Source organism: Mycolicibacterium sp. XJ662, from assembly GCF_053484035.1.
Map to the genome: position 1 here is coordinate 227,963 of NZ_JBEFTL010000002.1, position 26,721 is coordinate 254,683.

The following is a 26,721-nucleotide window of genomic DNA, read 5'->3' on the forward strand; positions in this document are numbered from 1 at the left end:
ACGGTTCTTTACGACTCTTCGCTATCTGTACCGACGATCTTTCGCATCGTGTACCGGCGGCTCCGCGGACAAGATTTTCGGTACTCACGTGCGGGTAATCTGGTCGGTATGCCGGACAGCGAAAAGATTCCCTACGACGTGCCCGAGGCCGATGCGGTGGAGCAGCAGCGTCCCGCCGATCCGACGCCCGACGACGAGGATGCTCCCGAGGACCTGGGTCAAGGTGTGCCGTTGGAATCCAGTGCCTCCGACTGGCACGAGCAGCAGCTCAGCGTCGACCTAGACCCGGAACTCGAGGGGTAGGACCACAACGAGCAGACCGGGCTCGCGGAGGCCGCGATGACACCACTGGATGAGCGTCTACGGCGTATCTCTCGGGTGGTGCTGCTCACCGTGGTGATCATCGGGCTGGCCCTGCTGTTGACGCGCTGCCCGGCCAACCGCGACGGTATGCCCGGTCAGCTCGCCCAGGCGATGGAGGAGACCACCTCGGCGGCGCGCAGCGGAGTGCTGGCGTTGGATCTGTGGACCCAGGGCCGCTCGACGACACAACTAACCAGCGTGCAGATCAGCGATGCACGCAACGATGTGGCCAAGGCCTACAACGGAATAGCCGATCTGCGGGCCGAGGATCCGGTCGATCTACGCCGGCAACGGTTGCTGACCGCGTCGATGACGCAAATCCTCGCTCAGCTCAACGCCGCGTCGGCCGCCCTGCGCGGGGTCACCACAGAGCCCACCGTCGCCGCCGTGCGCGCCGAGCTGATCGGGACATCGCACGCCTTGGAGTCCGGATACCGCTGATGGCCAAGTTTTTCGCAGTGGCGCTGGGCATCCTGACCGCGATCGGCGGGTTCCTCGACATCGGCGATCTGGTCATGAACGCGGTCGTCGGCTCCCGGTTCGGTTTGTCGCTGGCCTGGGTGGTGGTGGTCGGGGTCATCGGGATCTGCCTGTTCGCCGAAATGGCCGGCCGGGTAGCGGCGGTCAGCGGTAGGGCCACGTTCGAGATCATCCGGGAGCGGCTGGGGCCGCGGACGGCCGCGGCGAACCTGGGCGCATCGTTTTTCATCACGCTGATGACGTTGACGGCCGAGATCGGCGGTATCGCGTTGGCGCTGCAGCTCGCCACCGACGTCGGGCCGATGATGTGGTTTCCGGTCGCCGCGTTCGCGGTGTGGGTGGTGATCTGGCGCGTCAAGTTCAAGATCATGGAGAACGTGGCCGGCCTGATGGGGCTGTGCCTGATCGTGTTCGCCGTCGCGGTGTTCATGCTGAGCCCGGACTGGTCGAACCTGGCCCAGCAGGCCACCTCGCCGACGATCCCGGAGTCCGAATCCGCGGCGACCTACTGGTATTTCGCCATCGCGCTGTTCGGTGCGGCGATGACGCCCTATGAGGTGTTCTTCTTTTCCTCGGGCGCGGTGGAAGAGCGTTGGACCCCGAAAGACCTTGGCGTGGCCCGCTTCAACGTCATGGTGGGCTTTCCGTTCGGCGGGCTGCTGTCGATCGCTGTTGCCGCGGGCGCGGCGATTGTCTTGCTGCCCAGCCAGATCGCGGTGACATCACTGTCACAGGTCGTCATGCCGGTGGTGGCGGCGGGCGGGAAGCTGGCATTGGCTTTCGCGATCGCCGGCATCGTGGCCGCCACCTTCGGCGCAGCGCTGGAGACGGCGCTGTCGTCCGGGTACACGGTCGCGCAGTATCTGGGCTGGCCGTGGGGCAAGTTCCGGCGTCCCGACGAGGCGGCGCGCTTTCACGTCCTGATGTTCGTGGCCATCGTTGCGGCCGTCGCGGTGTTGTTCACCGGCGTGGATCCGATTCTGGTCACCGAGTACTCGGTGGTGTTCTCCGCGATCGCGCTGCCGCTGACGTACCTGCCGATCCTGGTCGTGGCCAACGATCCGGCCTATATGGGCGCACGGACCAACGGCAGGGTGCTCAACGCCCTCGGCTCGGTATATCTCGTCATCATCCTTGCCGCATCGTTGACGGCGATTCCGCTGATGATCGTCACAGGAGCCGGACAATGACCGACCGCACCGAACTTCCGATCAAACGACACCGCGGCGCTGCGCTCGACGCGCGCCTGCAACTGTTGGACCGCCAGCTCGTCGACGACAACGGCGACCCGATCGGCATCGTGGACGACCTGGAGTTGACCGGCATCGACGTCGACCAGGACATCGCGCCGGGCTCCGATGCGCCCCGAGTGAGCGCGCTGCTGTCGGGACAGGTGGTGGCCACCCGCATTTTCGGAGGCACACCGCCGCGCTCGCACCTGCAGGACATCCCATGGCAACTGGTCCAATCCGTCGGCATCACCGTGAAGCTCAAGCCCACCGACATGCGCTTCGACGTCGGGTGGGTGGAGCGCTGGCTGCGCGACCGCATCGTCAAACACATTCCGGGAGGCCGGCATGCAGCTGAGTAATCTGTTGGGGCTGCGGGTCATCGACGCGGGCTCGCACCCGGTGGGTACCGTCGTCGATGTGCGTCTGACGGTGGCCGGTGACCCCGAAAACGACCCGCCGACGCCGCGGGTGCTCGGGCTGGTGGTCAGCCCGCACAGCAAGGGATCGTTTCTCGGCTATGAACGCGTCGACGTCAACGGACCGAAAATGATTGCGGCGCTGCTGCGTTGGGGACACCGCGGAACGTTCTTGGCAGCCTGGGAGGATATCGGCCGGTTCAGCGCCGACCACGTCACCCTGCGCCCGGGCTACACCCGCTACTCGGCGACGCTGCCGACCGAATACGACTGACCGCGCGTTACCGGGCGGTCACGGCCGGCGTTCGTGGCCCCGGCGCCCGTCGGTGCGGCGCCGATCCTTCATCTCCTCCTCGAAGACGTGGCGCTGGCCGTCCTGCAGTTCGTCACGCACTTGCCGCTCGTGTTGACGAAAGACCGACCAGTAGTTGTCGTCGAAGTCCTCGACGATCTGAAATGTCCACCGGCCGTAGAGGACGTTTCGGCCCACGACTTCGGCCTCCAGCCGATCCGCGACCGCGTCATGGCCCGCCGAGCGCAGTTTGTCGCACGCCTCGCCAAGCAGCAGGTCGGCATGCCCGATCAACTGGTGAAACGAGTACAGGTCACCGCGGGCGCGTTCAACGCATTCCAGGGCCTCCGACACCGCGCCGACGGCCTCGACGGTCGCATCGTCGCACCCCTCGGGCCGCCGGCCCTTCTTTGCTTGCAGTTCGGTCATGAAAGGTGTGATACCCATTGCGTGTCGGATTGCATCGGAGCAAACCGCATCGTTTTCGCTGCGACGGGTAGAAGTAGGTGGTGACGGAAATGACGGTGACCACCGGCGAAGATCTGGTGGTGTTGGTCGACGAAGCCGGGCAACAGGTGGGCACCGCGGCGAAGTCGGCCATACATCACCGCGCCACACCGCTTCATCTGGGCTTCTCCTGCTATGTGTTCGACGCCGACGGCCGTGTCCTGCTGACCAGGCGTGCGCTCGGCAAACTCACCTGGCCCGGGGTGTGGTCCAACTCGTTCTGCGGGCATCCGAGGCCTTCCGAGCCCGTCGATGACGCGGTGCGCCGCCGCGCACGGCAGGAACTCGGCCTGTCGCTCGCGGCGTTGCGATGCGTGCTGCCGAAATTTCGCTACCGGGCGGTGGCGGCCGATGGCACCGTGGAGAACGAAATCTGCCCGGTGTTCTACGCACGCACCGACGAGCCCGTGCAGGCCGACCCCGACGAGGTCATGGAGTGGCGGTGGGTGCGGTGGTCTGATCTTCGATCCGCGGCGGCGCTGCCGTGGCTGATCAGCCCGTGGGCGGCCGAGCAGGTGCCGCTGCTGGACGGGGCTAACTGTCCGGATCGTGATCGCGGATGAGGTGCGAGCGCCGCAGCGCGTACAGCCGTTCCGCGTAGGCCAGGTCGTCTCGCCACAGCCGCGTCGCGGCCTGCCTCATCAGCGGGGTGATCAGCGGCGCGGCCCGCAGTGCATGCGCGAAACCCGGTCGGTCGGAGTGGGCGAGGACGGCCTCGATCACCGCCGTGCGGGGTAGCCCGTCTGGCCCGTTCCCTAGGGGGGTGGCGTGCGTTTCCACGGTGCTTCCCGCGCCCTCGCCGTCGAGGATCCGCATCACGATGGTCCGCGGTTCGGGGCTGGTGAACTCGGCCACCACGGGAACGCCGAACCGGCCGATCCGGAAGGTCACCGCGACCAGAAAGCGGTCTGACGTGTCGCAGATGTCGTGGCCCACCGGCGGCGAGGACAGCACTTCCAGCTTGGTGAACGAGTACGGGTGAAACCATGCCCCGTGCCACGGGTCCATCCGGTTCGCGATGACGTCGCGCGGTTCGCAGGTGCCGACCAGGCGGGTGACGGCGTGCATCCGGGCGCCGTCGGGTCGTTCGGGCAGCACCGGCCGCTCCGTCGGGGTTTCCCCGCCGACGGCGTCGAGGCGCACCCAAGCCAGCACGCCGTCGTCGTACGCCTGATAAGGGGCCCAACCGGATTGGCGACCACCCGACAGCCGCAGCCCGTGCCAGGCGCAGATCAGCGCGCCGTCGTCGACCTTTCCGGTCGACAGGTCGGCGCCCAGGTGTGGGCAGGCGCCCGGGCCCACATGCAAGGCGTTGTCGGTGCCGCGCCACGCGACAAGTTCGCGGCCCGCGACAACGGTGCCCAGCGGACCGCGCCCGATGCTGTCACTGGCGGCAAACGCGTACCAGTTTCCGCTGCGGCGGGCCTGCGACCGCCGCAGTGCAGAAGCGATGACGGCCGGTGACGCGTCGCGGTGGGTGGGCTGCTGCGCCGACCACCGCGATGGCGGAAGCAGCTGAAATGGCCAGGTTTTCGACAGTTTCGAACGCATCTCAGCCGCCACGCTCATCGCTGGTGCGCCTTTCGCTTGTGGCAAGGCGGCGCAGCACCGCCGAGCGGCCCTGCGTCGGGACGGTGTGCAGGGTGTGTCCCGTGATGCCGAAGCGCGCCAACAGATGGTTGGCCGCGGTCCACCCGGTGGTCGCCGCGCGCTCCATCAGTGCGACCGGCAGATCGATGCGGACACCGTCACCGGCCAGCACCAGCGCATCATGTGGCGTCGTGACGGGCGGGCGACCGGCGAAATCGCCTGGGGCGAAACGCGGGCAGTCGTCGCGGCGCAGGACACGTTCGCCGATCACGCGCATCTCGCTGGTTTCCGGGTACAGCTCGTGCAGCCGCTTGCGGAGCTGCTCTTCGACCGCGTGGTCGTCTTGGCCGTCGGCGGCGTAGGCGTGCAGTTCCACCACCGAACCGCCTGTGCGGGTGTGCCAGTCGGCTGCCTCGCGCTCGTAGCGCTCGAGCACGCTCACGTTGTCCAGCGGTGAGAGGCCGCCGGTGCCCAGAAACGCCGCCCGCTCGGGCCGCACCGGACCGTCCAGCCACAGCCGCTGTACCACGAAGGGCGCCGCGGTGCCCAGCGCGGCGATCCGGTTGCGCCACGCCTCGTTGCCCAGATCCGGTGAATTGGCGACGATCCTTTGCAGCGCGCCGACCTCGACGGCCAGCACCACGCCGTCGGCATCGAGAACGGCATCCGATTCGCAACGGATCTCGAACGTGCTGCCGGCTCGCAGTTCGGTCACCGCCGCACCGGTATGGAATCTGACACCGCGGGCCTCCAGGTAGTCGCGCAGCGGATCCCACAGCGCGACATCGAAGTTCGCGGTCGCGACGTCGAAAACCAGCCCTTCGCTGGAGCCCAGGAAATAGATGTGGAACATGGTGGCCAGTTCGGCGGCCGACAGCTCTGCGGGTTTGGCGAAGAAGCTTCGGGAGAACACCTCGAACGCCAGATGCCGCGCGGCCTCCGGGAAGTTGATCGCGCGCAGGAAGGTTTCGGCGTCGACGTGGTCGAGGCGGTGATAGGTCTCGGGCACCGACACCGCGGCCAGGGGTGCAGCGGCACGCGCGTTGAGGCGGATCAGGTCTCGCAGCCGGAAGGTGGGGCTGCGCATCGCGAATGCCAGCGCGTTGAGCGGCGGGGTCCGCGGCAGACCGCGGAACGTGTCTTGGCGACCGTGCGCGTCGACCAGCGGGTAGTCCTCCACGGGCGTCAACATCGACAGCGCCGGGTCGATGCGGCGCAGCAGCTTTCGCAGGTTGTAGTACTGGCGGAAGAATGCGTGGAAGCCGCGGTTCATCGCGACCGGTGTGCCGTCGTCGAGCGTGTCGGTCCAGCCGCCGACCCGGCCGCCCAGATACGGTTCGCGTTCGACGACGTCGACACGAACGCCGCGTTCGGCCAGCCCGCTGGCCGCGGCCAGCCCGGCGATGCCGCCGCCCACGACCACCACGCGCGGTGTGACGCCCAGCGCCGCAGCAGTTTCCGCACCCGCCGGTGCGGTGAGCGTGACGCGCCGCGGATCGGTCATGCCGGGGCCTTCGCGAGGAACGTGTGCACGATATTGCGCTGCCACCCGGGCATGGTGTGGCTGCGCACGTCGGTGAACCCGTTGGTGCGCAACCGGTCCCGTAGCTGCTGAGCGCCGTCGAAGCGGTTCACGCTGCGCCGCAGGTAGGTGTACAACGATGCGTCGCCGTTGCGGATCTTGCCGCTGGGGATGATGATCGTCGCGCAGACCGCATTCCATACGGCGGTGGCGAACCGCGAGTCGCGCACGGAGTACTCATGGGCGGCCAGCGTGCCGCCGGGCGCCAGCAGCGCCAGGAAGGCCTGCAATTGGGCATCCGGGTCGGCGAGGTTGCGCAGCAGGTATGCCGCGAAGATGCCGTCGAACGGGCCCGCTACGCCGGCATCGGCGAGCGTCTCGATGCGACTGTGCACGAACCGCACCGACGTCGGCCACCGCTTGGCGCGGGCTTGGGCCAGCATGCCCGCCGAGCCGTCCACGGCGACGATCTCGGCCCGTGGTGCGACATGCAGCAGCGCCGCGGTGGACGCACCGGTGCCGCAACCGGCGTCGAGCAGCCGCAACCCGCGGCCGTTGTCCGCCAGCTTCATCCGCCGCGCCGACAACCGCAGATGGCTGTGATATCCGGGATTGGCGTCGACCAACTTGTCGTAGGTGCCGGCCGCCGCGTCGAACGCCGCGGGCACATCGCCCCGGATGCTCATACCGTGTCCTCCTGATGATCACGCAGCCGCTGACGCTCCCACAGCAGCAGCACGGCGGTGACCAACGCCCAACCGAACAGGAAGTCCTCCACCGGGATGTCGAACGGAAATCGCAGACCGCTGGTGTGCTGCTCGTCGTATATGACGATCGGTGCGCTCAGTTTGGTCAGCCAGCCGTCGACGGGGATCTGGAAGCCCAGCACGATCGCCATGGACAGCCAGTACGCCGGCCGCCGGAACAACCCGGTGCGCAAGATCCCGATCTCCCACAGGCACACCGCGATCGCCGCCAGCACCGCCGGAAGCGTGTAGCCCAGACCCGTCATGACGAGTGCACCGACTTACGCTTCACACGTTGCAGGATCGTGTCGACGGCGTTGTAGGTGAGCAACCCGCACAGCGGTATCACGAAGAAGAACAGTAGTTCCTCCAGCGGCATGATGCCGGCCAGTTCGACACCGGTCACGTACAGCGGGTTGTACGTCCACACGTCCGCGAGGATGGCCACCACGTCCCAGAACACGAACACGGCCGCCACCGGCAGGATCGCCGCCGCCGCCCGCCACGCGCGCCGGTAGACGCCGGCGCCGAAGAACTCCAGCGGCGCGGTGATCGCCAGGCATGCGGCAAGCACGAGCAGGTAATGCCAACGGTCCACGTCTAGACCCTGTTCTCTCGTAACCGGGTTCGCCACGCGTTGACCAGCCCGGCCGCGGCGACGCGGATGCGCCTGCCGTTGCCGACCGCGGCGCGTTGGCTGAAGATCGCGAAGTCGATGTCCTCGATACGGTCGAGTATCTGTGAGTACAGCGTCAGCGCCGCCGATATGCAGGGCCGAGACCGCGGCGACAGCAGCGCGATGCCTTGCTGCGCATACTCGTAGGTGCGCCGGGTGGTGGCGTGTTGTTCGACCAGCGCACGACGTACCCGCACATCGGTTCGGCGATGATCGTGGCACCACGACAGCACATCGCGGTCGACGCGGTGGGCGGCCAACTCGTCGGCCGGCAGATATACCCGTCCGCGCTGCAGGTCTTCATCGACATCGCGTAGAAAGTTGGTGAGCTGGAAGGCTTTTCCGAGCGCGGCGGCGTACGGCTCGGCTTCCTCACGTGAGCTGACCGTGCCGAGGACCGGCAGCAGCTGCAGCCCGATCACCTCGGCGGAGCCGTGCATGTAGCGGTCCAGCGCAGCCCGGTTCGCGTAGTCGGTGACGGTCAGGTCCATCCGCATCGAGTTCAGGAAGTCGTCGAACAACTCCCATGGAATGTTGTACTTGCGTGCGCTGTCCACCACCGCGGTCAGCGCGGGATCGTCGTCCTCTTCTGCCGGGGGGCCACCGGAAGCCATACGCGAGAACAGCTGGGTCGCCAAGCGTTGCAACCGCTCTGCGCGCTCGGCGGTCGTCAGCTGCGGATCGAAGTCGTCGAGGATGTCGTCGGCGCGTCGGGCGAAGCCGTACAACGCATGCACGGCGGGGCGTTGTTCGGGGGCAAGGAGGCGGGTGGCCAGAAAGAACGTCCGGCCGTGTTCGGCGTTGAGCCGGCGACAGCATCGATAGGCGTCACGAAGTGCCGGGTCTCGGACGCCGGCAGCGTCCAGTTCGGAACTGATCATGTCTGCACCACCTGTGAACTCTTTGGCCGGGTCGGTACCCCGGTGATCCGGTCGGCGGCCAACCGACCGGACAGCAGGGCTGTCGGCACCCCGACACCCGGCACTGTCGACGATCCGGCGAGCACGACGTTGTCGATGCCGCGGACGATGTTGGCCGGCCGAAACGGCCCGGTCTGGGCGAAGGTGTGCGAGAGCGCGAACGGCGTGCCTGCGGCCATACCTTGCCGCTCCCAACCGGCGGGGTCCACCGCGTGCAGGATCTCGGCGTCGCCGCCCAGATGCGGTAGCCGCTCGACGGTTCGGTCGAGCATCTCATCGACGTATGCGCTGCCAGCCCGGCCCCAATCCACTTTTCCCACAGCGGTGTTCGGCGCGGGCGCGAGGATGTAGAGCAGGTCGCGTCCGGCGGGCGCCAGGCTCGGATCACTGGCGGTCGGCCGCGTCACCAGCAGCGACGGATCGGCCATCACTTGTCCGTCGTCGATGATGTCGCGGAAGGTCTGATCCCACGACTCGCCGAAGACGATGGTGTGGTGACCTGGGCCCGCCGCGCCGGTTCGCGCTGCCGCGCAACCGACATGCGCGACGACCGCTGAGGGGGCGGGCCGCAACCGCAGCAACCGCCGCGGCGTGCGCCCGAGCAACCGGTAGGTGTCGGGAAGTTCGGTCGTCAGCACCACCGCGTCGGCCGCGATGGCCTCGCCGGTGTCGGTGTGTACCGCGGTCACCCGGTCGCCGCGGTGCGCCAAGCTCGAAACCGCGGCGCCGTACCGGAACTCGACGCCGGCATCGGATGCCGCGGCGGCCAGCGCGTCGGGTAGCGCCCGCATACCTCCGCGCGGAAAGTAGACGCCGGAGATGGTGTCCATGTAGGCGATGACGGCGTACACGGCCAGTGCCCGCTGCGGTGGGACGCCGGCGTAGAGCGCCTGGAAGGTGAATACCCGCCGCAGCCGTTCGTCGGAGATGAACCGCCGCACCATGCGGTCCCAGCGCCGGAAGCCGCCGATCGCGGCCAGCCGCGCCAACTGTGGCGTCAGCAGCGACAGCGGTGAGTCGAAGTTGGCCGCGATGAACCCCTCGAACTCGACGCGGTACAGCCGGGTGAGCCAGTTCCGCAGCCGCACATAGCCTTCGGCTTGGGCGGGCCCTGCGAACCGCTCCACCTCGGCGGCCATCGCAGCGGTGTCGCTGTGCACGTCGATACCGCTGCCGTCGGCGAACGACGCGTGGTAGGCGGGGCGCACCGGCATCAACTCGAGCCGCTCAGCCATCGACTCGCCCACGGCGGCGAAGGCGTCTTCGATGATGTCGGGCATCGTCAGCACGGTCGGACCGGTGTCGAGCCGGTACCCGTCGACATCCATCCGCCCGACCCGGCCGCCCGGGTGCATACCGCGTTCGACGACGGTGACCGCGCGGCCCCGGCCTGCGAGCTGCAGGGCCGCCGACAGCCCGGCCAGCCCCGCGCCCACCACGACGACGCGCTCGCAGCTACCGCCGACGGTCCGCATGCGTTTTCACCACCCTCATGCCGCTCGTGACGTACACGTTGTGGCCATGTCGACCAACGCTTTTTGCACGTGCCCGCTGATCTCGGGCGTTCGGATGCCCTCCAGCGCCCGGCACACCCGTTGGTCGATCATCTGCTCGATCCACCGAACGGCTCCGGTGGCAGCGATCAGGTCGCGCCACCGGTCGATATCGGTCTCGCCGACGTGTGGTGCGCGCATCAACGCGGCCAACTCGCGGCGCAGCGGGGCATCGGCGAGGTGGTAGGCCGATACCACGACGCTGGTCGCTTTGCGCTCGAACAGATCGACGCCGGCCGGCTTTCCGGTCACCGACTCCGACCCGAAGACCCCGAGCAGGTCGTCACGCATCTGGAACGCTTCGCCGATCGCCTTGCCGTAGACGCCGAGCGCGGCCAGCACGGCTGGACAGCATCCCGCCAGCGCGGCACCGATCTCAAGCGGTCTGCGCACCGTGTAGTTGCCCGATTTGCGTCGTGACACGTCGAGCACCTGGTCCAAGGTGGGAAAGCCTGCCGCGTCGTTGACGAGGTCGGCGAACTGGCCGACCGCGAGTTCGCTGCGCATCGCGTCGTATCGGGGCCAGGCGCGGGACAGCGCCGCGGTCGCCACGCCGCTTTCCCGCCACATCTGTTCGGCCCACACCAGGCACAGGTCGCCGAGCAGGACGGCGGCCGACTCCCCGAAACGGTCCGACGATCCGGTCAGCCCCCGCTCGCGGTGCCAGCCCGCGAAGGTCACGTGGGCGGCCGGACGGCCCCGCCGCAGCGTGGCGCTGTCCATGACGTCGTCCTGTAGCAGGGCGAACGCGTGCAGCAACTCCAAGCTGGCCGCCGCCCGCAGCGCCGCGGGGTCCTCGTCCTGGCCGCACAACCAGCCCAGATACATAAACGTCGAACGCAGGCATTTGCCGCCGGTGAGAAAGCCCCGCAAGACGTCGCCGGTGATCTCGACGCCGGTCTTACCGAGCTGATCGGCACCGTGGTCGGCGACGAAGCTCGTCACCGCCTCCGAGACGGCGTTGCGCACGCTGGCGCGCCACGAGGCAGAGGACACCGGCGCCGAGGCAAGGGCGCATATTCCTGCGTCACCTACACTCAACGTTCGGTCCTTTTTCTCGTCCGGCGTTGACTTCACTACCCACTTCGACGAGAAATGAACCGCCGAACCGGTTCCTGCCGCTGTTCTCTCACCGGGCGCCGGTGGATGCGCCCCGGTCACCCGACGGCGCGACGGTGCCCGCGGAACGGATACTGGTGTGCGCCAACAGTTATCGCATCACCGGCGTCGGTTGAGCAACCAGATCTGGGTGGACAGCGCGGTCGCGAACGCACACCAGGCCGGGTAGGGCGTCAGCGACAACGCGCTCTTGCCGCTGGCTGCCACGGCCCTGCGCGTGAGATCGGCGCTGCTTGCCGTCAGGGCACCCGCGGTGATCGCGGCCAGGCCCAGCCGACGCTGGCTGAAGAACACCCAGGACCAACCCGCGTTGAGCAGTAGGTGAGCCCCGAGACCAGGGCGATATCGGTGTAGAGCAGCGGCCACACGATCGGAAACACGGTGCTCGGCGGCTGGTACGGCGGCTTGCGCAGCTTCTTGAACCACGATGACCGCGCGTTCGGTCCCGTTGCCGCGCCGCCGACGAGGGCGGTGGCGGTGACCGCGGCTGCGGCCGCCCCAAGTGTCTTGATACGCAACGTAACTCCGTTCTATGAAGGGTGATGACAAACGCTCGTTGGCGCGCTGCGTGCTGAGTACCCAGACCATGTGCGTTCGACTCCCGCCGCGTTTAGCCCGTCGACGGCCAGGGAACCCCACAACAGCGTGGGGAAATCCCCCCGTTCAGCCCTGCAAAGGGCAAGACCGACCCACTGCACAACGGGGAAAGGCGACCAATGACAGAAAAGAACAGCGGTCCTGAAGAAGGCATCAAGGGTGCCGTCGAGGACGTGAAGGGTAAAGCGAAGGAAACGGTTGGCACGGTGACCGGCCGCGACGACATGGTGCGTGAGGGCAAGGCCCAGCAGGACAAGGCCGACGCCCAGCAGGACGCCGCCAAGAAGGAAGCCGAGGCCGAATCGGCCCGAGGCGGCGCCAAGGCTGCTGAAGAGCGCCAGGAGAACGAACAGCGCTAGTAAGCACACCACAGAAAGAGGCCCAGCCGGCGGATCCGGCTGGGCCTCTTTGCTGTCGGGTCAGCTGCTGGGTCGTTGCCGCTTTGAGTCGGGATGCTCTGCATACCAACGGTCTTCGATCTTTCGCACCCGAAGGTGTTCGATCGCGAACCAGCCAAACGACACGATGAACAGGACCGCGGAAATACAGCCCAGCGTGACGCCCACGGTGTGGTGGGTGGTCGCGTGCGCGGCCAAGGCGGCGACGAAGGCGACCAGCGCCAGGCCGAGCACCACGAGCGCCGGCATGTTCTTGGTGTCTTTCATGGTCTCGCCGGCATGTGGACGCGTGGTCCGGGAGTGATCGACAGGATCGTTCGGGCTTTTCATGGCTACTCCTCTCCCGGCTAGAACTACCCGACCGCGCTGGGAAAGAAACGCCGACGTCACTGGTACGGCGGATATTGATCATCGCGCAGCAGGTTGGCCAGGTGTGCTGCGTTGCGCCCCAGGCCCGCGGTTGTCTTGGCCACCGGCTCGGGCACCTCGTCCAGATCCTGGTAGTCCGTGGACTGCATCGCCTCGCCGGTCCAGTAGGTTCCGCCCTGCGCCGGAAGGGAGAACCCGATGTCGTTGAGCCCCTGGAACATGTCCGCGATGATCTTGTGTGCGCCGTCCTCGTTGCCGACGACCCCGACCACCGCCACCTTGCCGACCATGACCGGACGTCCGGCGTCGTCGGTGGTGGACAGCTCGGCGTCGAGGCGCTCCAGTATGCGCTGCGCGACGCTCGACGGATGCCCGACCCAAACCGGGGTGGTGAGCACCATGATGTCGGCGTCGATCAGCTTCTGCCGAATCTGCGGCCACTGGTCACCGTCGCCCATATCGGCCTCCACGCCAGGCGATATCGCGTAGTCCACCGCCCGCAGGATCTCGGTTCGCACACCCGCGCCGCGAAGTTGTTCGCAGATGTGCTCGGCCATCAGCTCGCTGCTCGACGACGCGGGGCTGGGCTTGAGGCTGCACACCAACGCCACGGCGGTCAGCGGCCGTTGGGTGTCGGTCGGTGTGCTCATAGGCCCAACACCGCCGGCCCGGTCAGCGACGGCGTGCTCAGTACCACGACGAGCAATGCCAGGGTGAGCAGGATCCAGCCCGCGCCTTGCCACGCCCAGAACGACTCGCGCCTTCGCCACGCCTGGTAGGTGCGGACGAACGCGCGCAGCGCGCCGAGCAGCAGGATGGCGGGCGCACCGAGCGTCAGCAGGGCGCGCTGCGGTGCGCCGCAGGCCAACGTGTCGAAAGTCGCTCCTGAGCAGGTGCTCAGCCATACCGCGGCGGTGACCAGGTACGCGATACCGGCCACCCCGACGAGCACCGTGAATCGGATCGCGTCGCGCGTTGTCGAATCGACGTGGCGCAATTCGCCTGGATGCTGGTGCACTGCCTGTATCTCCCCGGTTCGCTGTTCGCGAGCGCCGTCCCACGGCGACGGGGAAAACATTCCCGGCGTCTCAGCCGGGTAAACCTCAGGCTTCGACGCGGTTATGCGCGGTCAACAGCAGTCGGTCGTAGCTGGACCGGGGCGGCAGCTCTTCGTCGTAGTTGAGCTCCAGGAAGTCCTTGGCGATTTGCTCGGCGAGGAGCCGCAGCTTGGTGTTGGTCTCCTGCGAGCGCCACTTGAGCAGTTCGAACGCGGATTCGGCATTGATTCGGTAAACGAGCATCAACATGCCTTTGGCCTGTTCGATGACGCTGCGCGCCTCGGCGATCTCGGCGACCGCTGCGGTGACCATCTTGTTCTGATGCTCGGTCATCGCCGGCGTCACGTCGACGTAGAAGCCCTGGGTGCCGATCACTTCGCCGGCGTCGTCGACGATCTGGTCGGCGACCACGACGACGTGGTGCGTCTCGCCATGGGTGTCGATGATGCGGTGGCGGGTGGAGAAGGCGCCGGCGGTGCGCCGAATCTCCTCCAGCGTGGCGGCGACCTGACGGTAGTCCTCGGGATGTTTGTGCGACAGCACGAGATCGGTGGTCGGCTCGACGGTCCCCGGCTCGTACCCGTGCATCCGTTGCACTTGCGGTGACCACTCCCACCGCTCGTCGGCGAAGTAGAAGCGGAACCAGCCGACGCGCTGCGGGTCGCCGCCTGCGAGGGCATGCTCGGCGGACGTTTGCCCTTCGAACTCGACCAGCTCATCCGTCATGCCAGTTAGATTAGCCCTGTTCAGGCGCCCAGGCATCGGACCTGTTCAAACTTCGTAATGTGGACCGGGGCGCGCAGACCCGGAAATGTCCGGGCTCGCGCTTACCATGCGGCTGTGCGGGTCAAGGTGTATCTGTTCACGGGCATCGTCTCTGGGACCGCCGCCTATTTGCTGGGTTTCGACGTCGCCTGGAGCATCGTGGTCGGCGTGTTCGCGCCGGTGCTTCTGGCTGCCGCGCCCGCGTTTCTCGCAGGTGCATTCACCGGGCTTCGGACCGCGACCGACCCGGCGGATGCCATGTCGGGCACCGAGTTCGAAGACCACGTGGCGCGGATTGCTCGATCCTGCGGGCAGCCGGTCATCATGACGTCGCTGACCGGCGACTGGGGCGTCGACATCATCGTCGGCACACGGCCGAACCGGCTGGCCATCCAATGCAAGCGCCAGTCACGCCCCGTCGGCACGGCCGCGGTTCAGGAGGTGGTGGCCGGCGCGCCGATGCAGGACTGCGCCAAGACCCTGGTGGTCACCAACAACGACTTCACCGCTGCGGCACGCAAACTCGCGGAGTTGCACGGTTGCGAGTTGGTCAGCGGCGCAGAGCTACGCCGGCTGCCCGCCACGATCCGTCGGCTCACCCAGCCTGCAGCGTCGACGGAGATCGGCTAGAGCATCGGCCGCCCGCCCGTGACCGCGATCCGCGCCCCGGTCACATAGCTGCCCTCGTCGGAGGCCAGCATCACGTAGACCGGCGCCAGCTCGACCGGTTGGCCGGCGCGGCCCAGCGGGGTGTTCTCACCGAACTGCTTGACCTTTTCCGGCGGCATCGTCGACGGGATCAGCGGGGTCCAGATCGGGCCCGGCGCAACGCTGTTGGCGCGGATCCCCTTCTCGCCGAGCATCTCGGCGAGGCTGGCCGAGAAATTCGCGATCGCGGCCTTCGTCGCCGCGTACGGCGCCAGCTTCGGGTTGGGCATATCGGAGTTCACCGAGGAACTGCCGATCACCGACGCGCCTGCGCCCATGTGCGGCAGCGCCGCCTTCACGAGGTAGAAGTAGGCGCCGATGTTGAGGCGGAACGTGTAATCCCACTCCTCGTCGCTGATCTCGTCGAGGGTGTCGTGCGTCATCTGGTAGGCGGCGTTGTTGACCAGCACATCGATGCCGCCGAACTCCTGCACGGCCTTGTCGACCACCGCGCGGCAGTGCGCCGGGTCGGACAGGTCGCCGGGCATCAGGACGCACTTGCGGCCCGCATCGCGCACATAACGCTCGACATCCTTGGCGTCCTCGTCCTCGTTGAGGTAGGCGATCAGCACGTCGGCGCCCTCGCGGGCGTAGGCGATCGCGACCGCGCGACCGATTCCGCTGTCCCCGCCGGTGATGATGGCGCGTTTGCCCTCGAGCCGACCCGAACCGCGGTAGCTCGTCTCGCCGCAATCCGGTACGGGGTCCATCTTGGCTTGGACACCGGGTGGTGGCTGTTGTTGTTCAGGAAAGCCCACGTGCGACCGCCCTCCTCCGTAGTGTTGGATGAGCACACGGAATACCCACGCCGGGCCCGGCAAACCGCTGCGCTTGTTGCACATGTGTCAATTAAGATGTCGGCATGTCCGAACCCAGGCGCCGGCTCTCCCCCGACGACCGGCGAAACGAACTGCTGGCGCTCGGCGCCGAGGTGTTCGGACAACGGCCCTACGACGAGGTCCGCATCGACGAGATCGCCGAACGCGCAGGTGTTTCCCGCGCCCTGATGTATCACTACTTCCCCGACAAGCGCGCGTTTTTCGCTGCCGTCGTGCGCGCGGAGGGCGAACGGCTCTTCGAGGCCACCAACACCCCGCCGAAGCCGGGCCAGAGCCTCTTCGACCAGCTGCGTGAGGGTGTGTTGGCCTACCTGCGCTACGACGAGGAGAACCCGTACGGCGCGTGGGCGACGTATGTGGGGATGGGCCGCCACGATCCGGTGCTGCGGGGCATCGAGGACGTCGACAACGAACGCCAGGCCAACCGGATCCTCGCGCGGATCCGTGACGCCGGCGGTGTCGAGCTGGACGCCAAGGTGGAGCGCGACCTGTGCATCCGGGTCTACGGCTGGCTGGCGTTCACCTTCGAGATGTGTCGTCAGCACGTGCTGGAACCCTCCGTCGACGTCGACCAGGTGGCCGCGGCCTGCGCGCACGCCCTGCTCGACGCGATTCAGCGGCTGCCAGGCATCCCCACCGAGCTGGCCGACGCGGTCACCGACCAGCACCGATAGCCGCCGAGCGCACGGTTGTTGACGGGCCTACTCGACGTTCGCGGGTATGAACCGTGCGCTCGAGGCAAAAGGTGTCGGACCCCGTTGGCACGATGGGTAGATGAGCTCCACCGCGCTGACCCGGTTCAGCGAGTTGACCAGGGAGTGGTTCGCGGGCACGTTCGCCGAGCCCACGCCCGCGCAGGACCAGGCCTGGGCGGCCATCGCCGACGGCGACAACACGCTGGTCATCGCGCCGACCGGGTCGGGTAAGACGCTCGCCGCGTTTTTGTGGGCGATCGACCAGCTCGCGGTCGCCGAACCGCGGCGGGCGGAAGCAGGCACCAAGGTGCTGTACGTGTCGCCGCTCAAGGCGCTGGCCGTCGACGTCGAACGCAACCTGCGCACCCCGCTGACCGGCATCGGCCGGGTGGCCGAGCGGCGCGGCATGCCCGCACCCGACGTCACCGTCGGCGTGCGCTCCGGCGACACCCCACCCAAACAACGCCGTGAGCTGATCCTTCGGCCGCCGGACATCCTGATCACCACGCCCGAGTCGCTGTTCCTGATGCTGACGTCGTCGGCGCGCGAAACGCTGGCCGACGTCCAGACGGTGATCGTCGACGAGGTGCACGCCGTCGCGGGCACCAAGCGCGGCGCGCATCTGGCGCTGTCGCTGGAGCGGCTCGACCAGCTCAACGACAAGCCCGCCCAACGCATCGGGCTGTCCGCCACCGTGCGCCCACCCGAGGAGGTGGCGCGGTTCTTGTCCGGTCAGCAGCGCACGACCATCGTCGCGCCGGCGGCGGCCAAGACCTTCGACCTGTCGGTCCAGGTGCCCGTTCCCGATATGGCCGACCTGGAGAACAACACCATCTGGCCTGACGTCGAGCACCGCATCGTCGACCTGATCGAGACGCACAACAGCTCGATCGTGTTCGCCAACTCGCGCCGCCTCGCCGAGCGGCTGACCTCGCGGCTCAACGAGATCCACGCCGAACGCCTCGGCGTCGACGTGCCCGACGAGCACAACCGGCAGGTCGGCGCCGGCGCGCCCGCCCAACTGATGGCCAGCGGCGCGTCCTACGGCGCTCCGACGCTGCTCGCCCGCGCCCACCACGGATCGGTCAGCAAGGAGCAGCGCGCGCAGGTCGAGGACGACCTCAAAAGCGGGCGGCTCAAGGCGGTCGTCGCGACCTCCAGCCTGGAGTTGGGCATCGACATGGGCGCGGTCGATCTGGTGGTCCAGGTCGAGTCGCCGCCGTCGGTGGCCAGCGGCCTTCAGCGCATCGGCCGCGCCGGCCACCAGGTCGGTGAGATCTCCCAGGGCGTGCTGTTCCCCAAACACCGCACGGACCTGATCGGCTGCGCGGTCACGGTCAAACGGATGCGCGCCGGGGAGATCGAGAGCATGCGGGTGCCGACCAATCCGCTCGACGTGCTGGCACAGCACACGGTGGCCGCGTGCGCGTTGGAACCGCTCGACGCCGACGGTTGGTTCAATACGGTGCGGCGCAGCGCCCCGTTCACGACATTGCCGCGCAGCGCGTTCGAGGCCACGCTGGACCTGCTGTCGGGCAAGTACCCGTCCACCGAGTTCGCCGAGTTGCGACCCCGCCTGGTCTACGACCGCGACACCGGCACGCTGACGGCCCGGCCCGGTGCGCAGCGGCTCGCGGTCACCTCCGGCGGCGCCATTCCCGACCGCGGCCTGTTCACCGTCTATTTGGCCACCGACTCCGAAAAACCTTCGCGGGTAGGCGAACTCGACGAGGAGATGGTCTACGAGTCCCGGCCCGGTGACGTCATCTCGTTGGGCGCGACCAGTTGGCGCATCACCGAGATCACCCACGACCGGGTGCTGGTGATCCCCGCGCCCGGGCAGCCGGCCCGGCTTCCGTTCTGGCGCGGCGACGGGGTCGGCAGGCCCGCCGAACTCGGCGCCGCGGTGGGCCAGTTCACCCGCGAGCTGTCCCAGCTGGGCCGCGATGAGTTCGACACCCACTGCCGCACAATGGGTCTCGATGATTTCGCCACGGACAACCTGTGGCGGCTGCTCGACGATCAGCGTCAGGCTACGGGCGTCGTGCCCTCGGACGCGACGTTGGTGGTCGAGCGGTTCCGCGACGAACTCGGCGACTGGCGGGTGATCCTGCACTCCCCCTACGGGCTTCGGGTGCACGGTCCGCTGGCGTTGGCGCTCGGGCGCCGGCTGCGGGACCGCTACGGCATCGAGGAGAAGCCGACGGCCTCCGACGACGGCATCATCGTGCGGCTGCCCGACACCGACGACGCCGCCCCCGGCGCCGACCTGTTCGTGTTCGACGCCGACGAGATCGAGCCGATCGTCACCGCCGAGGTGGGCGGCTCGGCGCTGTTCGCGTCGCGGTTCCGCGAATGTGCCGCCCGCGCTTTGCTTCTGCCGCGTCGCCACCCGGGTAAACGTTCCCCGCTGTGGCATCAGCGCCAGCGCGCCGCGCAGCTGCTGGATGTCGCACACAAGTATCCGGACTTCCCGATCGTGCTGGAGGCGGTGCGCGAATGCCTCCAGGACGCCTACGACGTGCCGGCGCTGACCGAGCTGATGCAGCGGGTGGCGCAGCGCCGGCTGCGCATCGTCGAGGTCCAGACCGTCACCCCGTCACCGTTCGCGGCGTCGCTGCTGTTCGGCTATGTCGGCGCGTTCATGTACGAAGGCGACAGCCCGCTGGCCGAGCGGCGCGCGGCGGCGCTGTCGTTGGACAGCGTGCTGCTGGCCGAGCTGCTGGGCCGGGTGGAACTGCGCGAGCTGCTCGATCCCCAGGTCATCGTCACGACGACGCGCCAACTGCAGCACCTGGCCGAGGACCGCCGGGCGCGTGACGCCGAGGCCGTCGCGGACCTGCTGCGGCTGCTGGGTCCGCTGACCGAACGGGAGGTCGCCGAGCGCGCCACCACCGACGACGTGGGCGGTTGGCTCGACGGCCTGCGCGCCGCCAAGCGTGCGTTGACGGTCACGTTCGCCGACCAGACGTGGTGGGTGGCCGTCGAAGACATCGGCCTGCTGCGCGACGGTATCGGGGTCGCGGTGCCCGTCGGTGTGCCCGCGGCGTTCACCGACTCGGTCGCCGACCCGCTCGGGGAACTGCTCGGCCGCTACGCGCGTACGCACGGCCCTTTCACCACCGCAGACGCCGCGGCCCGCTTCGGGCTCGGGCTGCGGGTCACCGCCGACGTGCTGAGCAGGATGGCGATCGACGGCAAGCTGATCCGCGGTGAGTTCACCGACGCCAGCGACAGCGAACAGTGGTGTGACGCCGAAGTTCTCAAGATCCTGCGACGACGGTCGCTGGCCGCGCTGCGGGCCCAGGTCGAGCCGGTCAGCACCACCGCTTACGCCCGGTTCCTGCCGTCGTGGCATCAGGTCGGGTCGCACAACACGGGCGTCGACGGGTTGGCCGCCGTCATCGACCAACTCGCCGGGGTGCCGCTGCCCGCATCGGCGGTCGAAGCGCTGGTGTTCGGCCAACGGGTGCGCGACTACCAGCCGGCGATGCTCGACGAACTGCTCGCCTCCGGCGAGGTTATCTGGTCGGGGGCCGGTCAGATCGGCGCCAGCGACGGCTGGGTGGCGTTTCACCAAGCCGAGTCGGCGCCGATGACGCTGAGCCCGCCGGCGCAGATCGAGTTCACCGACCAGCACCGCGCGATCCTGGAGACCCTCGACGGCGGCGGCGCTTATTTTTTCCGTCAGCTCGCCGCCAACCCGACCGATGAGCTCAAAACCGCGCTGTGGGAACTGGTCTGGGCCGGCTGGGTCAGCGGCGACACGTTCGCTCCGGTGCGGGCCGTGCTGTCGGGCACCCGACGCGGCGGGCGGCGCGGCGCCCCTGCACACCGGCAACGGTCGCGGCCGCCGCGGTTGAGCAGCTACAGCGTCGCGCACGCCCAAACCCGCACCGCCGATCCGATCGTGGCCGGGCGGTGGTCGGCGCTGCCCGCCGTGGAGCCGGAATCTACTGTGCGCGCGCATTTTCGCGCCGAGCAGCTGCTCAGCCGCCACGGGGTGCTGACCAAGGGCGCGGTGGCCGCCGAGCAGGTTCCCGGCGGCTTCGCGATGCTCTACAAGGTGCTGACGGCGTTCGAGGACGCCGGCCGATGTCAGCGCGGCTACTTCGTGGAATCGTTGGGCGGGGCCCAGTTCGCGGTCGCTTCGACGGTGGACCGGCTGCGCACTTACCTCGACGGGGTGGATCCTGATCGCCGCGAGTATTCGGCGGTCGTGCTGGCCGCCGCGGACCCGGCCAACCCGTACGGGGCGGCGCTGCCGTGGCCCGGTCAGGGGCCGGGCCGCAAAGCCGGCGCGCTGGTCGCGATCGTCGACGGGGAGCTGGTGTGGTTCCTCGAACGCGGGGGCCGGACCCTGTTGAGCTTCAGCGACGATCCCGAAGCGCACGTCGCGGCCGCCGCCGCGCTGGCCGACATGGTCGGCAGCGGACGGGTCTCGTCGCTGCTCGTGGAGAAGGTCAACGGCAGTTCCGTGCTGGAACCGGGCGCCGAGGGCCAGCGCGCGGCGGTGCACGAGGCGTTGACCGGCGCCGGGTTCTCCCGCACCCCACGCGGTTTGAGGCTGCGGTAGCGATGCCCGAAGGTGACACCGTCTGGCACACCGCCGTCATCCTGCGCGACGCGCTCGAGGGCCAGACGCTGACGCGCTGCGATGTGCGGGTGCCGCGCTACGCCACCGTGGACCTCGCCGGTCGGGTCGTCGACGAGGTCGTCAGCCGCGGCAAGCACCTGTTCATCCGGGTCGGCGATGCCAGCATCCACTCGCATCTGAAGATGGAGGGCAGCTGGAAGGTGCACCCGCGAAACAAGCCCAGCAGAGCCGGCCATAGGATCCGGATCATCCTAGAGACCAAAGATGTTCAGGCGGTCGGCATCGACCTCGGCGTGCTCGAGGTGTGCGACCGCGAGCACGACACCGACCTGGTCGCCCACCTCGGCCCCGATCTGCTCGGCGACGACTGGGAGCCGCGGGTCGCCGCGGGAAATCTGACCGCCGACCCGGACCGTCGGCTCTCGGAGGCGCTGCTGGATCAGCGGGTGATGGCCGGTGTCGGCAACGTGTATTGCAACGAGTTGTGTTACGTCACCGGCTATCTACCGACCACACCGGTCAAAAGCGTGCGCGACCCGCTGCGGATGGTGCAGCGGGCCCGCGACATGTTGTGGCTGAACCGGTCCCGGTGGAACCGCACCACCACCGGCGACACCCGGCGCGGCAACCAGCTGTGGGTGTACGGCCGCGCCGGCGAGCCGTGCCGGCGCTGCGCCACCCCGATCGAGTTCGATCAGGGTGGCGAGCGGGTCACGTACTGGTGTCCGGTCTGTCAGACCTAGCCGCGCGATGGCAATGCCAGCTTGGCGATCTTGCGCACGACCGTGGCGAACTGGCGCGGCAGCGAACCCGTGTTGTACGGGATGCCGTAACGCTGGCAGATGTCGCGGACCTGCGCGGAGATCTCGGCGTGCCGGTGCGCCGGAATGTCGGGGAACAGATGGTGCTCGATCTGAAACGACAGGTTGCCCGACAGCAGGTGAAACAGCTTGCCACCCGTCAGGTTTGCCGAACCGAGGATCTGGCGGAAGTACCACTGCCCGCGGGTCTCGGCCTTGGTCTCCTCGATGGAGAACTCCTGGACGTCGTCGGGGAAGTGGCCGCAGAAGATGATCATGTACGCCCACACGTTGCGCACCAGGTTGGCCGTCATGTTGCCCGCGAACACCCACGGCGCGAACGGGCCGGCCAACAGCGGGAACGCGACGTAGTCCTTCAGCGTCTGGCGCTTGGTCTTCTGCCAGATGCCCTGCAGGATCTCGCGTTTGTCAGACAGTGAGATCTCGCCGGCGCGGATGCGTTCGGTCTCCAGTTCGTGCAGCGCGACGCCGTACTGAAACAGCACCATCAGCAGAAACGCATACACCGGGTTGCCGAGGAAGTAGGGCCGCCACTTCTGCTCAGGGCTCATCCGCAGGATGCCGTAGCCCACGTCGCGGTCCATGCCGACGATGTTGGTGTAGGTGTGGTGCATGTAGTTGTGCGAGTGCCGCCACTGGTCGGCCGGACATGCGGTGTCCCACTCGAATCCGCGGCTGGAGAGGGACGGATCGCCCATCCAGTCGTACTGGCCGTGCATGACGTTGTGGCCAATCTCCATGTTGTCGAGGATCTTCGAGAGGCTCAGCATCGCCGTGCCCGCCAGCCACAGCGGCGGCAGGATCCCACCGAACAGCAAGGCGCGACCCGTCACCTCCAGCGTGCGCTGCGCCTTGATGACGCGGCGGATGTAGTCGGCGTCGCGCTCGCCGAGGTCGGCGATCACGCGCTCGCGGATCGCGTCGAGCTCGCGGCCGAACGCTTCGGTCTGCTCGGGGGTCAGCGTGATCGTCTTACCGGCGACGACCTTCTCCAGCGTCTTGGGTGCCTTGGTTGCCTCGGACTTGGTTGCCGTGATAGTCATTTCGACTCCTTCCGGGTTAGAGCGCAAGGTCGACGTCTCCGACGGGGACGGACACGCAGATCTGCACGTCCTCCTCGTCGACGCCCGACGTCGCGCCGGTGATCAGGTTCTTCACCGCGCCGCTCTTCTTGCGGCGGGTGCAGCTGTGGCAGATGCCCATCCGGCATCCGCTTTCGGGGGTCAACCCGGCGGCCTCGGCCTGTTCGAGTAGCGGCCGGCCGTCGTCGGTGATGCTCAGCCCGCTGTCGGCGAAACTGACCGTGCCGCCGGAGGTTTCGGTCGAGGTGTCGAAGACGGGCGGCACGAAGCTTTCGCAGCGTGCGTCGGGGCGCAGCTCGCGCACCGCATCGGCCAGCCCCGGCGGGCCGCAGACGTAAACCGCGTCGGCGTCGGGCATCGCGGCGGCCAGGTGCTCGGGGCCGAACCGGCCCTGCAGGTCCGAACCCGCCGTCGCGCGGGTGTAGCCGTAGAGCACCTTGACGCCGGCCGTGACAGCCAGCGCGTCGAGCTCGGCGCGGTAGCAGACATCCTCGGCGCCACGGGCGTAGTGCACGAAGGCGACCTCGCCGCCATAGCCCTGCGCCCGCAGCGTGCGCAGCATCGACATCACCGGCGTGATGCCGCTGCCGCCCGACACCAGCAGGATGCGCTGCGGCCAGGTGGCGGGCGGACCGCTCGGCAGGGTGAAGTCCCCGCCGACGCTGTCGAGGCCCACCACCATGCCCGGGTGCGCGTGCTCGTTGAGGTACGTCGACACCAGGCCGCCGTCATGGCGGCCGATCGTCAGCTCGATGTAGGGCGCTCCGGCGGCGCTGGCCGGTGAATACGGCCGGGTGCGCCGACGGCCGTCGATTTCCACGGTCAGGTTGATGTGCTGGCCGGCGCGAAATCCGGTGAACGCCTGATTCGGCTCGAGCGTGAGGGTGACGCTGCGCGCGGTCTGTCGCCGCACGCCGATCACCTTCGCCCGGGCCTCCCCCGATGTCCACGTCGGGGCGACAAGCTCGGTGTATCGGTCCACACCGTGCGGTCCGGTGAGCAGGTCCACCAGCGGCGAACGCAGCACCCGATCCCGCAGCCCCCGCGTCAAAGTTTGAGTGAACATATGTATACCGTGCGTGCCTGGACTGGCAGTGGTCAAGAGAATGCCGCAGCTTGTGGTACGTTTCACAGAGTGAACAGTCGTACGCCTAGTTCACGAACAAGCCGTTCGGGTAAGAGCAAGTCGCGGTCGCGGGACACCCTGTCCCGGGAAGAGCGCAAAGAAGCCACCCGCCGGGCGATCGTCACGGCCGCGCTGCGGCTGCTCGAAGAACGCAGCTTCGCCGCGCTGAGCCTGCGCGAGGTCACCCGGGAAGCCGGGATCGTGCCCGCGGCGTTCTACCGGCACTTCGATTCGATGGAGGCGCTGGGCCTGGTTCTCATCGACGAGTCGTTCCGCGCGCTGCGCGAGATGCTGCGCGGCGCGCGCTCGGGCAAGCTCGATCCCAACCGGGTCATCGAATCCTCGGTCGACATCCTCATCGACGGTGTGAACGAACGACGCGAGCACTGGCGCTTCATCGGACGTGAGCGCTCCAGCGGGCTCACCGTGCTGCGCTACGCGATCCGCACCGAGATCCGGTTGATCACCTCCGAGCTGGCGATCGACCTCGCCCGGTTTCCCGGGCTCAACACGTGGAGCTCCGAGGACCTCAACATCCTGGCGACGTTGTTCGTCAACTCGATGATCTCGATCGCCGAGGCCATCGAGGACGCGCCCGACCCGCGCGCACAGGACGAGATCCGACGCATCGCTATCAAGCAGTTGCGGCTGATCGTGGTCGGCGTCACGGGGTGGCGCAGCGCGGGTTAGCGTGTGGCGCATGCCGCATCTGGAACTGACCTATCCGCGTCCCGACATCGCCGTGCTGACGCTGAACCGGCCCGAAAAGCTCAACGCGTTGAACTACGCCCTCGTCGAGGACCTGCACGCCACGCTCGCCGAGATCAACGCCAACAACGACTGCCGCGTCGTCGTGCTCACCGGCGCCGGGCGCGGCTTCTGCTCCGGGCTGGACCTGACCGATCGCGACCCCGACAAGGAGGGCGGCGGCACAGAGTTCCCCCGCTCGGGCATGCGCTGGCAGGAACGCATCGCCGACCTGACCGCCCGCGTGCATCGGCTGCGGCAACCGGTGATCGCCGCGGTCAACGGCGTCGCCTACGGCGGCGGGATGGGCATCGCGCTGGCCTGCGACATCCGGATCGCCGCGCAGTCCGCGCGGTTCTGCGCCCAGTTCATCAAGCTCGGCCTCGGCGGCGCCGACATCGGGGTCAGCTACACGCTGCCGCGCATCGTCGGGGCGGGCCCCGCGTTCGACCTGATCCTCACGGCGCGCGCCGTCGACGCCGACGAGGCGCTGCGGCTCGGCATGGTCTCGCGGGTCGTGCCCGACGGCGAGGCGCTCGACACCGCGCTGTCCATCGCCGAAACGCTCTGCGGTTACGGCAAGTTCGGCGTGGAGTCCACCAAACAGGTGCTGTGGGCCAACCTCGAGGCATCCAGCCTGGAGGCGGCGCTGCACCTGGAGAACCGCAGCCAGATCCTGTCATCGACCAGCGGCGAGATGCGCGCGGCTAGCGAGGAGTTCCGCCGCCGTCGACGATGATCACCTGACCGGTGATGTAGCTGCCGGCGTCGGAGGCCAACAGCAGTGCGGCGCCGACCATTTCGTCGGGGGTGGCCAGCCGCTTCATCAACGTGCCGCCGACCATGTAGTCGATGGCCTGCTGCGGGTTCTTGCGCATCATGTCGGTGTCCACCGGACCCGGCGCGATCGCGTTGACCCGGATGCCGGAGTCCACGAACTCCGCGGCCATCGACCGGGTGAACGACATCAACGCGGCCTTGGCCGCGGCGTAGATGGACAGCGCGGGCGCGAAGTTGAACGCGCCGACCGACACCATGTTGATCACCGCGGCGTGCGGGCTGGCCTTCAGATGCGGCAGCGCCGCCTGCACGAGGAACACCGGCCCGCGCAGGTTGACCTCGTGGGATTTGGCCAGCGCATCGGCCGTCATCTCGCCGAGGGGTTGGGCCAGCGCGTTGGCGGCGTTGTTGACCACGACGTCGACGCCGCCGAACTCGTCGGCGGTGCGCTGCACCAGCGCTTCGAGGTCGTCGAGTTCGCCGAGGTGCGTGGGTACCCCGATGGCCTGGCCGCCGAGGTCGCGCAGGCGTCGCGCGGCCGACTCGCAGGCGTCGGGTTTACGGCTGGCCACCGCGACGCGCGCGCCCGCGAGCACGAAGCCCTCGGCCAGCGCGAGGCCGATGCCCCGGGTGCCACCGGTGACGATCACGGTGCGGTCCGTCATGTCGAACAGACGGTCAAAGGAAGTGCGGTCCACGGCGATCAGTCAAGCAGACCCCGTC

The 26,721-nt window shown here is 68.2% G+C and carries 30 protein-coding genes and 1 pseudogene; 13 read left to right on the top strand and 18 right to left on the bottom strand.

Features of this window, described 5'->3' with window-relative positions:
- The first annotated feature begins 108 nt into the window (after positions 1–108).
- Genes ABQE93_RS08365 through ABQE93_RS08385 form a run of 5 tightly spaced genes read left to right on the top strand, consistent with a single transcriptional unit; the run spans position 109 to position 2,765 of the window.
- The gene (locus ABQE93_RS08365; protein ID WP_448407001.1) at positions 109–303 is read left to right on the top strand and encodes a hypothetical protein; all 195 of its coding nucleotides are present in this window, start codon (positions 109–111) and stop codon (positions 301–303) included.
- 36 nt (positions 304–339) lie between these two features.
- Complete coding sequence (locus ABQE93_RS08370) at positions 340–804, top strand: hypothetical protein (RefSeq protein WP_448407000.1); 465 nt, start codon at positions 340–342, stop codon at positions 802–804.
- Positions 804–2,033, top strand: coding sequence for an Nramp family divalent metal transporter (locus tag ABQE93_RS08375; RefSeq protein ID WP_448406999.1), 1,230 nt, complete (start codon positions 804–806; stop codon positions 2,031–2,033). The genes ABQE93_RS08370 and ABQE93_RS08375 overlap by 1 nt, the downstream gene beginning before the upstream one ends.
- Positions 2,030–2,434 (top strand): PRC-barrel domain-containing protein, encoded by a 405-nt coding sequence (locus tag ABQE93_RS08380; RefSeq protein ID WP_448406998.1) that lies wholly within the window; start codon positions 2,030–2,032, stop codon positions 2,432–2,434. Before ABQE93_RS08375 ends, ABQE93_RS08380 begins: the two co-directional genes overlap by 4 nt.
- A complete protein-coding gene (locus ABQE93_RS08385) occupies positions 2,421–2,765 on the top strand; it encodes a PRC-barrel domain-containing protein (protein WP_448406997.1) in 345 nt (114 codons plus the stop codon). Before ABQE93_RS08380 ends, ABQE93_RS08385 begins: the two co-directional genes overlap by 14 nt.
- Positions 2,766–2,783: 18 nt before the next feature.
- Here ABQE93_RS08385 and ABQE93_RS08390 read toward each other — a convergent pair whose 3' ends face one another.
- Complete coding sequence (locus ABQE93_RS08390; RefSeq protein ID WP_448406996.1) at positions 2,784–3,212, bottom strand: hypothetical protein; 429 nt, start codon at positions 3,210–3,212, stop codon at positions 2,784–2,786.
- Positions 3,213–3,301: 89 nt separating this feature from the next.
- Between ABQE93_RS08390 and idi the strand changes: the two genes are divergently transcribed.
- Positions 3,302–3,853, top strand: coding sequence for an isopentenyl-diphosphate Delta-isomerase (gene idi / locus ABQE93_RS08395; protein WP_448407280.1), 552 nt, complete (start codon positions 3,302–3,304; stop codon positions 3,851–3,853).
- Here the strand turns inward: idi and ABQE93_RS08400 are convergent.
- The 9 genes and pseudogenes from ABQE93_RS08400 to ABQE93_RS08440 all read right to left on the bottom strand — a co-directional run bounded on the left by ABQE93_RS08400 (position 3,825) and on the right by ABQE93_RS08440 (position 11,934).
- Complete coding sequence (locus tag ABQE93_RS08400; protein ID WP_448406995.1) at positions 3,825–4,859, bottom strand: Rieske (2Fe-2S) protein; 1,035 nt, start codon at positions 4,857–4,859, stop codon at positions 3,825–3,827. The two genes, idi and ABQE93_RS08400, sit on opposite strands and share 29 nt — an antisense overlap.
- Positions 4,843–6,384, bottom strand: coding sequence for an FAD-dependent oxidoreductase (locus ABQE93_RS08405; protein WP_448406994.1), 1,542 nt, complete (start codon positions 6,382–6,384; stop codon positions 4,843–4,845). The genes ABQE93_RS08400 and ABQE93_RS08405 overlap by 17 nt, the downstream gene beginning before the upstream one ends.
- On the bottom strand, positions 6,381–7,088 hold the full coding sequence (locus ABQE93_RS08410; RefSeq protein ID WP_448406993.1) for a class I SAM-dependent methyltransferase: 708 nt from the start codon (positions 7,086–7,088) through the stop codon (positions 6,381–6,383). Before ABQE93_RS08410 ends, ABQE93_RS08405 begins: the two co-directional genes overlap by 4 nt.
- Entirely contained in the window at positions 7,085–7,414 is a 330-nt protein-coding gene (locus tag ABQE93_RS08415) for a lycopene cyclase domain-containing protein (protein ID WP_448406992.1), read from the bottom strand. The genes ABQE93_RS08410 and ABQE93_RS08415 overlap by 4 nt, the downstream gene beginning before the upstream one ends.
- Positions 7,411–7,746, bottom strand: coding sequence for a lycopene cyclase domain-containing protein (locus ABQE93_RS08420; RefSeq protein ID WP_448406991.1), 336 nt, complete (start codon positions 7,744–7,746; stop codon positions 7,411–7,413). Before ABQE93_RS08420 ends, ABQE93_RS08415 begins: the two co-directional genes overlap by 4 nt.
- A gap of 2 nt (positions 7,747–7,748) precedes the next feature.
- The gene (locus tag ABQE93_RS08425; protein WP_448406990.1) at positions 7,749–8,705 is read right to left on the bottom strand and encodes a phytoene/squalene synthase family protein; all 957 of its coding nucleotides are present in this window, start codon (positions 8,703–8,705) and stop codon (positions 7,749–7,751) included.
- Positions 8,702–10,219, bottom strand: a complete 1,518-nt coding sequence (gene crtI / locus ABQE93_RS08430) for a phytoene desaturase family protein (protein WP_448406989.1) — start codon at positions 10,217–10,219, stop codon at positions 8,702–8,704. Before crtI ends, ABQE93_RS08425 begins: the two co-directional genes overlap by 4 nt.
- Positions 10,220–10,234: 15 nt before the next feature.
- On the bottom strand, positions 10,235–11,293 hold the full coding sequence (locus ABQE93_RS08435; protein ID WP_448406988.1) for a polyprenyl synthetase family protein: 1,059 nt from the start codon (positions 11,291–11,293) through the stop codon (positions 10,235–10,237).
- Between the two features lie 222 nt (positions 11,294–11,515).
- Positions 11,516–11,934 (bottom strand): annotated as a pseudogene (locus ABQE93_RS08440) (TspO/MBR family protein).
- A 198-nt stretch (positions 11,935–12,132) separates the two neighbouring features.
- Between ABQE93_RS08440 and mbp1 the strand changes: the two are divergent.
- Positions 12,133–12,372, top strand: a complete 240-nt coding sequence (gene mbp1 / locus ABQE93_RS08445) for a microaggregate-binding protein 1 (protein ID WP_448406987.1) — start codon at positions 12,133–12,135, stop codon at positions 12,370–12,372.
- Between the two features lie 60 nt (positions 12,373–12,432).
- On the opposite strand, the gene usfY is transcribed toward mbp1, so the two are convergent.
- The 4 genes from usfY to ABQE93_RS08465 all read right to left on the bottom strand — a co-directional run bounded on the left by usfY (position 12,433) and on the right by ABQE93_RS08465 (position 14,564).
- On the bottom strand, positions 12,433–12,741 hold the full coding sequence (usfY, locus tag ABQE93_RS08450) for a protein UsfY (RefSeq protein ID WP_448406986.1): 309 nt from the start codon (positions 12,739–12,741) through the stop codon (positions 12,433–12,435).
- A gap of 56 nt (positions 12,742–12,797) precedes the next feature.
- Positions 12,798–13,430 (bottom strand): flavodoxin family protein, encoded by a 633-nt coding sequence (locus ABQE93_RS08455; protein ID WP_448406985.1) that lies wholly within the window; start codon positions 13,428–13,430, stop codon positions 12,798–12,800.
- The gene (locus ABQE93_RS08460; RefSeq protein WP_448406984.1) at positions 13,427–13,798 is read right to left on the bottom strand and encodes a hypothetical protein; all 372 of its coding nucleotides are present in this window, start codon (positions 13,796–13,798) and stop codon (positions 13,427–13,429) included. The genes ABQE93_RS08455 and ABQE93_RS08460 overlap by 4 nt, the downstream gene beginning before the upstream one ends.
- 85 nt (positions 13,799–13,883) lie before the next feature.
- Positions 13,884–14,564 carry a PAS and ANTAR domain-containing protein gene (locus ABQE93_RS08465; protein WP_448406983.1) on the bottom strand — a complete coding sequence of 227 codons (681 nt, stop codon included), beginning with the start codon at positions 14,562–14,564 and terminating at the stop codon, positions 13,884–13,886.
- A 114-nt stretch (positions 14,565–14,678) separates the two neighbouring features.
- Between ABQE93_RS08465 and ABQE93_RS08470 the strand changes: the two genes are divergently transcribed.
- A complete protein-coding gene (locus tag ABQE93_RS08470) occupies positions 14,679–15,233 on the top strand; it encodes a restriction endonuclease (RefSeq protein ID WP_448406982.1) in 555 nt (184 codons plus the stop codon).
- On the opposite strand, the gene ABQE93_RS08475 is transcribed toward ABQE93_RS08470, so the two are convergent.
- The gene (locus ABQE93_RS08475; protein ID WP_448393009.1) at positions 15,230–16,069 is read right to left on the bottom strand and encodes an SDR family oxidoreductase; all 840 of its coding nucleotides are present in this window, start codon (positions 16,067–16,069) and stop codon (positions 15,230–15,232) included. The genes ABQE93_RS08470 and ABQE93_RS08475 overlap by 4 nt on opposite strands.
- Before the next feature lie 104 nt (positions 16,070–16,173).
- Between ABQE93_RS08475 and ABQE93_RS08480 the strand changes: the two genes are divergently transcribed.
- The 3 genes from ABQE93_RS08480 (at position 16,174) to nei2 (ending at position 22,185) form a co-directional block, all read left to right on the top strand.
- The gene (locus ABQE93_RS08480; RefSeq protein ID WP_448406981.1) at positions 16,174–16,824 is read left to right on the top strand and encodes a TetR/AcrR family transcriptional regulator; all 651 of its coding nucleotides are present in this window, start codon (positions 16,174–16,176) and stop codon (positions 16,822–16,824) included.
- Between the two features lie 100 nt (positions 16,825–16,924).
- Positions 16,925–21,421: an ATP-dependent helicase gene (locus ABQE93_RS08485; protein WP_448406980.1), complete on the top strand. Its 4,497-nt coding sequence runs from the start codon at positions 16,925–16,927 to the stop codon at positions 21,419–21,421.
- A 2-nt stretch (positions 21,422–21,423) separates the two neighbouring features.
- Positions 21,424–22,185: an endonuclease VIII Nei2 gene (gene nei2 / locus ABQE93_RS08490; RefSeq protein WP_448406979.1), complete on the top strand. Its 762-nt coding sequence runs from the start codon at positions 21,424–21,426 to the stop codon at positions 22,183–22,185.
- On the opposite strand, the gene ABQE93_RS08495 is transcribed toward nei2, so the two are convergent.
- Positions 22,182–23,306, bottom strand: coding sequence for a fatty acid desaturase family protein (locus tag ABQE93_RS08495; protein ID WP_448406978.1), 1,125 nt, complete (start codon positions 23,304–23,306; stop codon positions 22,182–22,184). The two genes, nei2 and ABQE93_RS08495, sit on opposite strands and share 4 nt — an antisense overlap.
- Before the next feature lie 16 nt (positions 23,307–23,322).
- On the bottom strand, positions 23,323–24,411 hold the full coding sequence (locus ABQE93_RS08500; protein WP_448406977.1) for a ferredoxin reductase: 1,089 nt from the start codon (positions 24,409–24,411) through the stop codon (positions 23,323–23,325).
- Between the two features lie 69 nt (positions 24,412–24,480).
- Between ABQE93_RS08500 and ABQE93_RS08505 the strand changes: the two genes are divergently transcribed.
- Positions 24,481–25,161: a TetR family transcriptional regulator gene (locus tag ABQE93_RS08505; RefSeq protein ID WP_448406976.1), complete on the top strand. Its 681-nt coding sequence runs from the start codon at positions 24,481–24,483 to the stop codon at positions 25,159–25,161.
- 10 nt (positions 25,162–25,171) lie between these two features.
- Entirely contained in the window at positions 25,172–25,957 is a 786-nt protein-coding gene (locus tag ABQE93_RS08510; RefSeq protein WP_448406975.1) for an enoyl-CoA hydratase/isomerase family protein, read from the top strand.
- Here the strand turns inward: ABQE93_RS08510 and ABQE93_RS08515 are convergent.
- On the bottom strand, positions 25,926–26,696 hold the full coding sequence (locus ABQE93_RS08515; RefSeq protein ID WP_448406974.1) for an SDR family NAD(P)-dependent oxidoreductase: 771 nt from the start codon (positions 26,694–26,696) through the stop codon (positions 25,926–25,928). The two genes, ABQE93_RS08510 and ABQE93_RS08515, sit on opposite strands and share 32 nt — an antisense overlap.
- Between the last annotated feature and the right edge of the window lie 25 nt (positions 26,697–26,721).

What these genes read in the sequence shown, in the direction of transcription:
- ABQE93_RS08365 (WP_448407001.1), top strand. Translation starts at nt 109, where the DNA reads ATGCCGGACAGCGAAAAGATTCCCTACGACGTGCCCGAGGCCGATGCG.
- ABQE93_RS08370 (WP_448407000.1), top strand. Translation starts at nt 340, where the DNA reads ATGACACCACTGGATGAGCGTCTACGGCGTATCTCTCGGGTGGTGCTG.
- ABQE93_RS08375 (WP_448406999.1), top strand. Translation starts at nt 804, where the DNA reads ATGGCCAAGTTTTTCGCAGTGGCGCTGGGCATCCTGACCGCGATCGGC.
- ABQE93_RS08380 (WP_448406998.1), top strand. Translation starts at nt 2,030, where the DNA reads ATGACCGACCGCACCGAACTTCCGATCAAACGACACCGCGGCGCTGCG.
- ABQE93_RS08385 (WP_448406997.1), top strand. Translation starts at nt 2,421, where the DNA reads ATGCAGCTGAGTAATCTGTTGGGGCTGCGGGTCATCGACGCGGGCTCG.
- ABQE93_RS08390 (WP_448406996.1), bottom strand. Translation starts at nt 3,212, where the DNA reads ATGACCGAACTGCAAGCAAAGAAGGGCCGGCGGCCCGAGGGGTGCGAC.
- idi (WP_448407280.1), top strand. Translation starts at nt 3,302, where the DNA reads ATGACGGTGACCACCGGCGAAGATCTGGTGGTGTTGGTCGACGAAGCC.
- ABQE93_RS08400 (WP_448406995.1), bottom strand. Translation starts at nt 4,859, where the DNA reads ATGAGCGTGGCGGCTGAGATGCGTTCGAAACTGTCGAAAACCTGGCCA.
- ABQE93_RS08405 (WP_448406994.1), bottom strand. Translation starts at nt 6,384, where the DNA reads ATGACCGATCCGCGGCGCGTCACGCTCACCGCACCGGCGGGTGCGGAA.
- ABQE93_RS08410 (WP_448406993.1), bottom strand. Translation starts at nt 7,088, where the DNA reads ATGAGCATCCGGGGCGATGTGCCCGCGGCGTTCGACGCGGCGGCCGGC.
- ABQE93_RS08415 (WP_448406992.1), bottom strand. Translation starts at nt 7,414, where the DNA reads ATGACGGGTCTGGGCTACACGCTTCCGGCGGTGCTGGCGGCGATCGCG.
- ABQE93_RS08425 (WP_448406990.1), bottom strand. Translation starts at nt 8,705, where the DNA reads ATGATCAGTTCCGAACTGGACGCTGCCGGCGTCCGAGACCCGGCACTT.
- crtI (WP_448406989.1), bottom strand. Translation starts at nt 10,219, where the DNA reads ATGCGGACCGTCGGCGGTAGCTGCGAGCGCGTCGTCGTGGTGGGCGCG.
- mbp1 (WP_448406987.1), top strand. Translation starts at nt 12,133, where the DNA reads ATGACAGAAAAGAACAGCGGTCCTGAAGAAGGCATCAAGGGTGCCGTC.
- usfY (WP_448406986.1), bottom strand. Translation starts at nt 12,741, where the DNA reads ATGAAAAGCCCGAACGATCCTGTCGATCACTCCCGGACCACGCGTCCA.
- ABQE93_RS08455 (WP_448406985.1), bottom strand. Translation starts at nt 13,430, where the DNA reads ATGAGCACACCGACCGACACCCAACGGCCGCTGACCGCCGTGGCGTTG.
- ABQE93_RS08465 (WP_448406983.1), bottom strand. Translation starts at nt 14,564, where the DNA reads ATGACGGATGAGCTGGTCGAGTTCGAAGGGCAAACGTCCGCCGAGCAT.
- ABQE93_RS08480 (WP_448406981.1), top strand. Translation starts at nt 16,174, where the DNA reads ATGTCCGAACCCAGGCGCCGGCTCTCCCCCGACGACCGGCGAAACGAA.
- ABQE93_RS08485 (WP_448406980.1), top strand. Translation starts at nt 16,925, where the DNA reads ATGAGCTCCACCGCGCTGACCCGGTTCAGCGAGTTGACCAGGGAGTGG.
- nei2 (WP_448406979.1), top strand. Translation starts at nt 21,424, where the DNA reads ATGCCCGAAGGTGACACCGTCTGGCACACCGCCGTCATCCTGCGCGAC.
- ABQE93_RS08495 (WP_448406978.1), bottom strand. Translation starts at nt 23,306, where the DNA reads ATGACTATCACGGCAACCAAGTCCGAGGCAACCAAGGCACCCAAGACG.
- ABQE93_RS08500 (WP_448406977.1), bottom strand. Translation starts at nt 24,411, where the DNA reads ATGTTCACTCAAACTTTGACGCGGGGGCTGCGGGATCGGGTGCTGCGT.
- ABQE93_RS08510 (WP_448406975.1), top strand. Translation starts at nt 25,172, where the DNA reads ATGCCGCATCTGGAACTGACCTATCCGCGTCCCGACATCGCCGTGCTG.